Annotated in this window: 13 protein-coding genes; 4 read left to right on the forward strand and 9 right to left on the reverse strand. The window is 64.4% G+C overall.

Annotation, left to right across the window (positions count from 1 at the left end; genetic code table 11):
- From VLE48_03795 to efp, 3 genes are all read right to left on the reverse strand, one after another.
- Positions 1-536, reverse strand: a 536-nt coding sequence (locus VLE48_03795) for an adenine phosphoribosyltransferase (protein HSA92110.1), incomplete at its 3' end; no start/stop codon positions are given.
- Positions 537-539: 3 nt separating this feature from the next.
- The gene (locus VLE48_03800; GenBank protein HSA92111.1) at positions 540-818 is read right to left on the reverse strand and encodes an acylphosphatase; all 279 of its coding nucleotides are present in this window, start codon (positions 816-818) and stop codon (positions 540-542) included.
- Between the two features lie 68 nt (positions 819-886).
- Entirely contained in the window at positions 887-1,450 is a 564-nt protein-coding gene (gene efp / locus VLE48_03805; GenBank protein ID HSA92112.1) for an elongation factor P, read from the reverse strand.
- A gap of 163 nt (positions 1,451-1,613) precedes the next feature.
- On the opposite strand from efp, the gene VLE48_03810 reads away from it, so the two are divergent.
- Complete coding sequence (locus tag VLE48_03810) at positions 1,614-1,886, forward strand: YtxH domain-containing protein (GenBank protein ID HSA92113.1); 273 nt, start codon at positions 1,614-1,616, stop codon at positions 1,884-1,886.
- A gap of 60 nt (positions 1,887-1,946) precedes the next feature.
- On the opposite strand, the gene VLE48_03815 is transcribed toward VLE48_03810, so the two are convergent.
- The 6 genes from VLE48_03815 to trpE form a co-directional block, all read right to left on the reverse strand.
- Positions 1,947-2,807 (reverse strand): energy transducer TonB, encoded by an 861-nt coding sequence (locus VLE48_03815; protein ID HSA92114.1) that lies wholly within the window; start codon positions 2,805-2,807, stop codon positions 1,947-1,949.
- Between the two features lie 101 nt (positions 2,808-2,908).
- The gene (locus VLE48_03820) at positions 2,909-3,994 is read right to left on the reverse strand and encodes a hypothetical protein (protein ID HSA92115.1); all 1,086 of its coding nucleotides are present in this window, start codon (positions 3,992-3,994) and stop codon (positions 2,909-2,911) included.
- Between the two features lie 59 nt (positions 3,995-4,053).
- Positions 4,054-4,416: a PilZ domain-containing protein gene (locus VLE48_03825; protein ID HSA92116.1), complete on the reverse strand. Its 363-nt coding sequence runs from the start codon at positions 4,414-4,416 to the stop codon at positions 4,054-4,056.
- 114 nt (positions 4,417-4,530) lie between these two features.
- Positions 4,531-5,136 (reverse strand): aminodeoxychorismate/anthranilate synthase component II, encoded by a 606-nt coding sequence (locus VLE48_03830; protein ID HSA92117.1) that lies wholly within the window; start codon positions 5,134-5,136, stop codon positions 4,531-4,533.
- Positions 5,137-5,181: 45 nt separating this feature from the next.
- A complete protein-coding gene (locus tag VLE48_03835) occupies positions 5,182-5,541 on the reverse strand; it encodes a four helix bundle protein (GenBank protein ID HSA92118.1) in 360 nt (119 codons plus the stop codon).
- 58 nt (positions 5,542-5,599) lie between these two features.
- Positions 5,600-7,168, reverse strand: coding sequence for an anthranilate synthase component I (gene trpE, locus VLE48_03840; GenBank protein ID HSA92119.1), 1,569 nt, complete (start codon positions 7,166-7,168; stop codon positions 5,600-5,602).
- Positions 7,169-7,391: 223 nt separating this feature from the next.
- Between trpE and VLE48_03845 the strand changes: the two genes are divergently transcribed.
- From VLE48_03845 to VLE48_03855, 3 genes are all read left to right on the forward strand, one after another.
- A complete protein-coding gene (locus tag VLE48_03845; GenBank protein ID HSA92120.1) occupies positions 7,392-8,210 on the forward strand; it encodes an MBL fold metallo-hydrolase in 819 nt (272 codons plus the stop codon).
- Positions 8,211-8,381: 171 nt separating this feature from the next.
- A complete protein-coding gene (locus tag VLE48_03850) occupies positions 8,382-9,170 on the forward strand; it encodes a hypothetical protein (GenBank protein HSA92121.1) in 789 nt (262 codons plus the stop codon).
- Between the two features lie 9 nt (positions 9,171-9,179).
- The coding region (locus VLE48_03855) for a hypothetical protein (protein ID HSA92122.1) at positions 9,180-9,544 on the forward strand (365 nt) is incomplete at its 3' end.

Here is a 9,544-nt window from a genome sequence, read left to right on the forward strand (position 1 = left end):
TACCGCAGCAGCGAGTACACGTCTTCGCCCTTGAGCTTCTCGCGGCCTTTGAGGAAGTCCAGCTCGACGACGAAGCCGACGCCGGCGATCTCGGCGCCCAGCGACTTGGCCAGGCCGACGCAGGCGCTGGCCGTGCCACCCGTCGCCAGGAGGTCATCCACGATGATAACGCGCTGGCCTTGCTTGACCGCGTCCTTGTGGATCTCCAGCGTGTCGGTCCCGTACTCGAGCTGGTAGGTCCACTTCGCGGTCTCGGCGGGAAGCTTCTTGGGCTTGCGAACCGGAACGAAGCCGGCGTTCAGGCGGTAGGCGAGCGCCGGCCCGAAGATGAAGCCGCGCGCCTCGATGCCCAGCACCAGGTGGATCTCTTTCAGGATGTAGTGGGCGGTAAGCGCGTCAATGAGAATGGCGAAGCCGCGCTTGTCCTTGAGCAGCGTGGTGATGTCGTAGAAGTTGATGCCCGGCTTGGGGAAATCCGGCACTTCGCGGATGAGCTTCTTCAGCGGCTGCACGTAGTTATCGATCTCAGAGGGCATGCGCTACCAGGCTCCTTCGATGCGGAAAGTGTTGAGGCCGGCCACGGGCTGGGCATCGTGCTCATCCACCGCGTCCACGCGCGCGGCCCGTGGGCCAGCATACAGCCGTGCGCGCAGAGCGGTGACCTGCTCATGCGTGCCGATGGCCAGGACCTCGACTGAGCCATCGGCGTTGTTGCGCACCCAGCCGTTGATGCCGAGCATTCGCGCTTCGCGTTCCACGAACCAGCGAAAACCTACGCCTTGCACGCGGCCGCGGACGATGTAGCGACGAGCTTCCAAGTCAGTTGCCAGTGGTCAGTTGCCAGTCAGGGAGCTGCCTACCCGGGCTGAATGCTGACGGCTGAATGCTATTTCACTCGCTCCAGGTAGACGCCCTCGGCCGTATCGACGCGGATCTTCTCCCCGGCATTGATGAAGGGCGGCACGTTCACCACCAGTCCGGTCTCGAGCTTGGCGGGCTTCATCACGCTGGAAGCGGTGGCGCTGCGCAGGCCGGGCTCGGTCTCCACCACCTCAAGGTCCACGGTCTGCGGCAACTCGACCCCGATGGCCTTGCCCTCGTGGAACTCCACCTTCAGCGCGATGTTGGCGATGAGGTAGTCTACGGCTTCGCCCAGCACCTCGCCGCTGAGCACCACCTGGTCGTAGGTCTCGGTGTTCATGAAGTGATGACCGGCGGCATCGTGGTACAGGTACTCCATTTCGACCTCATCCACCACCACTTTTTCGACATCGTCTTCGGCGCGGAACCGGTGGTCGATGAGGGAGCCGGTGCGCAGGTTGCGAAGCTTGGCCTGGATGAAACCGCGCTTGTTGCCCGGGGTGCGGTGCTCCACGCTGAAAACGGCATGCAGATCCTTGTTGTGCATCACAATCATGCCGGGGCGCAATTGGGTGGCGGTCACGTACATGCGAACGAAACGTCTCCTCTACATATCCTGGATTCGGGAGGCGCGGACGCGCCTCTCCGGCAGCTTGCTCGAAGCGGCTGCCATCTCGAAAAAATTATTTTACACGCGCCCGGCGCGACTTGGGAAATGCCGGGGCGGTATCATGGTTGGATTGGAGGTGGATATGTCCAAACATCAGGAAGGCGAGTACCGTCCAGCCGGGCGCGATGTGGCTGGCGTGGCGATGGCATTCTTCCTTATCGGAGCAGCGGCAGGAGCGGCGGTAGCGTTGCTGGTAGCGCCACATTCCGGGCGCATCACGCGGCGCCTGTTGAAGCGGCGGGCGGAAGACGCCGCCGACCTGGTCGGTGAGCGCGCCGGGGAGTTGCGTGAGCGCGGCGAGGAAATCCTCGAGACCGCCAGGGAGAAGGTGTCGAAGTTCCCGCTGAAACGTTAGGGGACCGAGGTTACAGAGAAAACCCGGGAAGGTGCGGAGCCGTCATCCGGTGGACTCCCGTCAGTACAGGCGGAAGTTAACCTCGATGGCGACCTGGACTGGCACGGGAGTATTGTCCTTGCGTCCGGGCTCGAAGCGCCAGACCTTCACCGCCTCGATGGCCTTTTCATCCAGGCCCATGCCCAGCGAGCGGGCAATGCGGATATCGTGCACCCGCCCGTCCGGACCGATCACCACGTTCAGGACCACCGTGCCCTGGTACTTCGCCTTGCGGGCCTCTTCGGAAAACTCGGGGTCCGTCTGATAGATCAGGCGCGGAGCGCTTACTCCCCCGCCTACGCGATAGGCACCACCACCGATGCCGCCGCCCCAGCCGGGCCCGACACCCGGCCCGCGTCCTGACCCGACACCCCCGCCAGAGCCTGAGCCGATGCCGCCGCCGGAGCCCGTGCCGTTGGAGAGCGCCAGGGCCGCCGAAAGTGGATCACCGAGCTGCCCGCCCTGCGGCAAGCGCAATTCCGGCGGCACCACCACCGTGGGCTCGACCGGCAGCTTGGGATCGGGGTTGCGGATGATGGCCGTAGGAGGCGTGATCTGCGAGCGTGAAAGCTTGGGCAGGTTTCCCTTGGAGGCCGCCAACTTGTCGCGATCGCCGCCGCCACCTCCGCCGCCGGCTTCGTCCTTGGCGGGCGGCAGGATGTACGGACTGATGTCGGTCACCAGTCCGGATACCTGGGCGCGGATCACGTCGTGCTTCTTCACCACGAAGGTGGTGGAAATGAGGAGAAGGACCGCCGCTAGCACATGCACCAGGAACGACAGAACAAAACTGTTCGGTTGCTGGGCGTAGGCGCCATAGCCAGCCCCGAAGAGCGTCGGCAGGATGTCGGTCTGCTGGCGTGGCTTCGGAGGCGAGGGCACACCCATTCCGCCCGGTGCACGGTTTACCGTCGAGGTTGACATCCCTACCCCTTAGTATAGACGCTTACGGGCCACAATGGGTTTCCAAAGCGGAAACCCCGTCATCCCTTCCCGCCCCCAAAAAGCGCGGAGAAAAACCCGGCAATCGCGCTGAAAAAACCCCGTTTCTTTTTCTTGACCCGCGCCGGGGACTCCGCGGTCGCAGCCGGCGGAGCCACAGGCTGCGCAGTCCGCACCTCAGGCACCGGGCCTTCCGGCAAAGTCCGCAGATCGGCGCGGGCAATTTCCCGGGGCGGCGCGGGAACGATGTCGGTGGCGCGGAAAACGAAGGGGGCATCGATCTGCACCCGAATCTCACCCGGCATCGCGGGCGGGGGAGGCGCGGTGATGTCCGATCGAGCCACCGGCGGGCTCCAGGCTGCCTCCGGAGGCGCAGGCGCACCCGGCCTCCACTCCAACGCCTTGGGATCCGGGGCGGGCGGCACAGGCTCCCCCGCCACCGCTGAGGCGGGGGCAGAGGGTTGGAGCTCTGCATCCGGCCTGTCGTTGTCTCTTCCCGGCTCCACCGGTGGTGCCAAGGCCGCAGGCGCGGTGGCCTCGGCCGTCTTTACGGGTTCGGGCGGAGGCGGGCAGCCACAACTCATCTCGGCGGTCTCGGCTTCCTCCACCCTCCCATTGCGGAATACAACTTGCTCCCCGGGCTTCACCTGGAAGGTGCCGTCGCCAAATTGCTCGTACACGATGAGCGCCGCCGTGTTGCGGGCTAGCGAGCGCACGCAGGTGCGGCCACGCTCGTCGGAGCGGATGGCGAAGTGAAAGGCGCCCGGACCGGAGAGCATCATGCGAAAGTCGGGCGTCATCACGTTATCGGCGGAGGCCGGCAAGTCGAAGTGGAGTTCGAGCGCCCCCTGGCTCAGCGCCCACAGCAGGTCGCGCCCCGTCTTGGAGGCGGTGACGGAAACGGTGGTGCGCGGGCAGACGCGCACTTCGCCGCCGCGTTCGAGCCGGATCAGCGCCGTTTCGCCGGACGCCGTCACCGAGGAACCGCTCAGCAGGCGGGTGCCGCTACCGGTGAGCACCATCGCCCCGCGCACGGTGGCCGAGGTGGAAAAGACTTCGCCGATGGCTTCTTGCGCCGGGGCTGGTGGGCATAGCCAGAGGACAAGGGAGAGGCAGGCGGCTCGCACAAGGGGATGGAAACGAGGCATCAACGGAACTCAAGGCTACGCCGCCAGGACGCGGCCGTCTACGTCTGCGTGTCAGAGATGAAGTCGTATTGCTCGATGGCCGCCGCCACCCCAACCTTGGATGCACTGGGGTTCTCTTCCACCCGCACCACCTTGCCTTTGCAGCGGACACGGATGCTGTCGGTCAGCGTGATCTCTGACGGCAGAGTGAGCGTGAACTCCAGGTCGGAGCCCACCGCCAGCTTCGAATCCACGTAGAAGTAGACGCCGCGGGCGCTCACGTCCCGGGTCAGCGCCGACTCATCCTGGTTCTTGCCGTCTGCGTACTTGACGCTGACCGGGAGCTGGAGGGCGAAGCGGCGCGTGCCCCTTTGCTCCGGCTCGGTCGCAGACGGAACCGGCTTCCCTTCGGTTTCAGGCATGCGTGCCTCTCCGTCGAGTGGGGGCATGGAACGGCGCCGTCAAAACTGGTTAAGCATCTCGCCGTTCGGCGCGGCTGTCAAGGAGTATCTCCGGCACGGAAGTACCTGCCTTTCCTACGTCCTGGCCCGTATTCGCGCGGCTTTCCACAAGGCCAGAAAGTTGGCCAGAATGCGCTTTCCTTTCTGGGTAAGGACGCTTTCCGGGTGGAATTGCACGCCTTCCACCGGCAGGCGCCGGTGCCGCAGCCCCATGATCACGGAGGCGCCTTCGCCTCGCCCCGTCCGGGCGCTGACCTCCAGTTCGCGAGGCAAATTGCGCGGGCTGACCATTAGCGAATGGTAGCGCGTTGCCGTCAGGGGCGACGGAAGCCCGCGGAAGATGGTCCGGCCGTCGTGCTCCACCTGGCTGACCTTGCCGTGCATGAGGCGGGGTGCGCGCACCACGCGCCCGCCGAAAGCTTCGCCGATGGCCTGATGACCGAGACACACACCCAGAATCGGCACGCGTCCGGCAAAGCGGCGAATGAGCGGGATCGAGATGCCGGCCTCCCGCGGAGTGCCCGGCCCGGGCGAGATCACGATGCCCTCCGGCCGCAGCGCTTCCACTTCCTCGAGGGTGACATGGTCGTTCCGACGGACCTCGATCTTCGCCCCCAACTCGCCCAGATACTGGACCAGGTTGTAGGTGAACGAGTCGTAGTTATCGAGCACCAAGATCATAGTGGCTAGTGGTTAGTGGCTGGTGGCTAGTTGCCGTAACCAATTTCACTTGTCCAACGAGGACATCAGCCCGTTCAGGATTCGGCCTACTTCAGCGGAACGGCTGCTCAGAGCATCCTGCTCCTCTCTGGAGAGATACTCCAACTTTTCAGCAATGCGCAATTGCGTGTTGAGTTCGTAGAGGGAGCCCCGGGCATGACCAAGAAACTGCTTGAACTCCCCTGTCGACAGCCTGCCTTGCCCCTCCGCGATATTGCTCGGAATCGACACCGCCGCCCTCCGCAACTGCGCCGTGAGTCCGTAAACTTCGTCTTTAGGAAAACCCTTGGTGGCTCGATAGACCTCGGTAACAAGATCAACGCCTTTTTGCCATGCGATAAGGTCTTCATACGAGTGTAAAGCCATGTTTCCTCTCTTTCGCTGCTGATGGTTCGCTAGCCACTAGTCACTAGTCACTAGCCACTTAGCGCGCCCCGCGCGCCATCTCCGCCGCCCTCATCAACGCCTGTGCTTTCGACATGCACTCGTCCCACTCGCGCTCGGGTCTGGAGTCCGCCACGATTCCCGCGCCCGCCTGCACCCAGGCCCGGCCGCTGCGCGCCAGCAGGGTGCGGATGGCGATGCAGGAATCCAGGTTGCCGGCGAAGTCGGCGTAGAGCACCGCGCCTCCGTAAAGTCCACGCCGCATCGGCTCCAGCTCCTCGATGAGCTGCATGGAGCGCACTTTGGGCGCGCCCGTCAGCGTGCCGGCGGGGAAGCAGGCGGCGAAAGCGTCGAGCGCGTCCAGGCCGGGGCGCAAGCCCGCCTCCAGCGCCGACACCAGATGCATGACGTGCGAATAGCGCTCCACAAACATCAGGTCGCGCACCCGCACCGAGCCGTATTCCGCCACCCGCCCCAGGTCATTGCGGCCCAGGTCCACCAGCATGACGTGTTCGGCGCGTTCCTTTTCGTCGGCGCGCAGTTCCGCTTCCAGGCGGAGGTCGGCGGCATCGTCGGCGCCGCGCGGCCGCGTGCCCGCAATGGGCCGGTACTCCAGCCGCCGCCCCGCAACCTTCACCAGCATCTCCGGCGAAGAACCCAGCACTTCCGTCTCACCCATGCGCAGGTAATACAGGTAGGGCGAAGGGTTCACGGCGCGCAGCGCGCGGTAGATGGCGAACGGCCCGACGCCGGGTCGGAAGTCAAGGCGCAGGGAGAGCACCGTCTGGTACACGTCGCCGCGCGCGATGTGCCGCTTGATGCTTCGCACGCCTTCCAGGTACCTGCGGCGCGTCATGCTGCTGCGAACCCGCACTGGCCGAAGCCGCGCCGGAGCTTCGAGAGCGCGCAGATCGGCGGGACGCACGCCGCCCGCCAAGCGCCTCTCGATGCGGGAAATATCGGCCAGGGCTCGCTCGTAGGAGCGCCGCAACGCCGCCGCGGACTTGTCGCGCACGTCGGCCGCGGCCAGGATGTGAATCTGGCGGCGCACGTGGTCGAAGGCCAGGATCCGGTCGAAGAACATCAGCGTGCCGTCGGGCAGATGCAGGTCGTCGGTGGCTTTCTCCGGCAGGCGCTCCAGCCGGCGCACGAAGTCGTAGGCCACAAAGCCCACCGCTCCAGCGGTGAACGGCGGCAGTCCCGGCACCCGTGCCACCCGATGCTCCCGCAGCAATTCCTTCGCCGTCTCCAGGATGTTGCCGGCGCGGTGCTCCCGCCGGCGCCCGCGAAGCATCACCGAATGCGCGCCGCTGCCCTCCAGAACCAGGTACGGACGGGCGCCCAGGAAGGTGTAGCGCCCGATGCGCTCGCCGCCCTCCACCGACTCCAGCAGGAACGCATGGGGTTCATTCGCGGCCACGGCCAGGAACGCCGAGACCGGCGTCAGCAGGTCGGCGCTCACCGCCCGCGCCACCGGCACCAGCGTGGCCCGCCGGCTCAGGCGCACGAACTCGCGATAGTCGGGAACCACCATGGCCAGGGAGTCTTCGATTATAGGGGCGTGTTCCAGATGCCTGGCGCGCTGGATGGTTACGGTGTCACGTCCCAATCGTCCAATTCGCGCCGTTCGTGTCGCCGGAGCCTGCCCTGAGCCCGTCGAAGGGTGCCCTTTGGGTTTGCCTTTGCTTCTCACCCGAACCCGCCGAGGCACTCTGAAGACGGAACGTTCCTGCTGCGGCGCGAAACTGGCTTGACGTATACTCGGAAACGATTCACGCCCGGCGCGGGCGTGCGTGGCGATTCCCGCCTTTTGGGGAGCGGGTCTGGTGGCGATGCAGATCAAATTCTGGGGAGTGCGCGGCTCCACCCCGACGCCGCAGGCGGAAAACCTCCGCTACGGCGGCAATACCTCCTGCGTCGAGATGCGCATCAACGGCCATCTCTACGTCTTCGACTGCGGCACCGGCTTCCGTATCTTGGGCAAGCAGCTCATGTCCGAGTTCGCTCCCAACCCCGTGCACGCCCACGTTTTCATCTCCCACTTTCACTGGGACCACATCCAGGGCATCCCGTTTTTCTGGCCGCTCTACAGCAGCAAGGACAACTACTTTTTCTTCCACTCGTCCTCCAAGTCGCGCGGCCTGCAGCGCGCCATCGAAGAGCAGATGGCCGACCCCTACTTCCCGGTGAACATGAGCGAGATGGCCGCCCACCGCCACTTCTACGACCTGGAGGAAGACAAGATCGCCTTCGACGACTGCGTCGTGCAGTCGCGCTGGCTCAATCATCCCCAGGGCTGCCTGGGCTTCCGCGTCGAGACCGAAGACAAGATCGTGGTCTACGCCACCGACAACGAGCCCGGCCACCCGGTGTTCGACAAGAACGTGCGCCAGCTCGCCGAGGGCGCCGACGTCCTCATCTACGACGCCCAATATCTCCCCGAAGAGTACGAAGCCTCCAAGCGCGGCTGGGGACACAGCACCTGGCGCGAAGGCATCAACATCATCATGGAAAGCGGCGCCAAGGAGCTGGTGCTCTTCCACCACGACCCCGACCACTCCGACGTCTGCATCGACTCCATCGTCGAAAAAGCCCGCAGCTACTACCCCAAAGTCCGCGCCGCCGCCGAAGGCATGGTGATGAGCCTGTAAGGTTTTCTCACCTTTCAGGTTTTCGCCGTTTGTTCTCCTTTTCTTTGCTCCTGTTCCGATTCCGGAACAAAAACAGACGCCGCTGCGGGGCCGCCTACCGCTTCTGCTAGGGTTCACCTCCTTCAGGTTCACGACAGGCAACCGATGGCAGGGAACCCGAGGAGGGGCAGTGTGAAGCGATCTATCTTGCAGGCGTCTGTTGTTCTGGCGTTGGCGGGATCTGCGATTGGCCAGGACTTAGGTTCCCCAACTGCAGAATCCACTACCCAGGTAACCCGTGACCCACAAGCGGTTGCGCTGCTGATGCAGTGCGCAGCCGTGATGGGCGCGGCGAACGTCCTCGATACCTACGCTGAGGGGTCTGTCACCCGCGCCGACGGCCGCGAGCCGCCCGGTGCCCTAATCGCTCGAAGCAAGGGCACCGACCGAATGCGTGTGGACTTTGCTGCGCAGGACTGCCAACAAACCTCCAGCGTCAGCCGAGGTGCCGGCTATGACGTCCGGGATGGCAAGCGGGAGCGCGCGCCGCTCCACTCCACGCGTTATCAGCGCCCGGAACACGTTCCCGCACTGGCCTGCGTCATTGATGTGGCCCGGCCCAACATCCGCATCTTCTACGAGGGCGTTGAACAGGACCGCACAGGCACTTTCTATCACGTCAAGTTCGTGGCTGTTCCGCGTAGTGAGAAAACACGATGGGTCGATGAAGTGACCTCAGAGTTTCACGTCTTCCTCGACGCCCAGACGCTGGTCGTTGCGAAAACCCGGACCTTCGTCTTTGCTCCCGATGCCATCGAGAACCGTTCCACCTGGGAGGTGCGGTACAGCGACTACCGGATGGTGAACGGGGTGCTCATGCCGTTCCGCCTGGAGCGCTTTGACAACGATCAGAAGCTGGATGAGGTGGTGTTCAGCAACGTGCGGGTCAACGTCGGGATTGCCGACAGCGATTTCCAGTAGGAGGCGGCCATGAGGAGAACGAAATACACGATTGCCGTCGAACTCTTCTTGGCGATGATCCTGCTGCCGGCCGCGCAGGGGCAGGACGAAACGCCGAAGACGGTCACCAATCAGAACCGCTCGGGTGATTTGCCCTTCTCCACGTCGATTGGGACCGATGTGGAGAGTGTCGATATTGGCAGCGGCGGCCTGAGCGTGCGCATTCCCATCGTCTCGCGTCCCGGCCGGGGCATGGACTTCAACTTCATGCTGCGCTATGACGCCAACTTCCTCTCGGTCGGTACCCGCAAGAGTGGTTCGACTTTCTATCAGAAATGGAATGTCGAGAAGCGCAACTGGTTCACCACCAACGGCATGGGATGGGAGCCCAATCA

The organism is Terriglobales bacterium, from assembly GCA_035454605.1.
Lineage (GTDB): Bacteria > Acidobacteriota > Terriglobia > Terriglobales > Acidobacteriaceae > DATMAB01.

What these genes read in the sequence shown, in the direction of transcription:
- VLE48_03810 (HSA92113.1), top strand. Translation starts at nt 1,614, where the DNA reads ATGTCCAAACATCAGGAAGGCGAGTACCGTCCAGCCGGGCGCGATGTG.
- VLE48_03835 (HSA92118.1), bottom strand. Translation starts at nt 5,541, where the DNA reads ATGGCTTTACACTCGTATGAAGACCTTATCGCATGGCAAAAAGGCGTT.
- efp (HSA92112.1), bottom strand. Translation starts at nt 1,450, where the DNA reads ATGTACGTGACCGCCACCCAATTGCGCCCCGGCATGATTGTGATGCAC.
- VLE48_03845 (HSA92120.1), top strand. Translation starts at nt 7,392, where the DNA reads ATGCAGATCAAATTCTGGGGAGTGCGCGGCTCCACCCCGACGCCGCAG.
- VLE48_03825 (HSA92116.1), bottom strand. Translation starts at nt 4,416, where the DNA reads ATGCCTGAAACCGAAGGGAAGCCGGTTCCGTCTGCGACCGAGCCGGAG.
- VLE48_03830 (HSA92117.1), bottom strand. Translation starts at nt 5,136, where the DNA reads ATGATCTTGGTGCTCGATAACTACGACTCGTTCACCTACAACCTGGTC.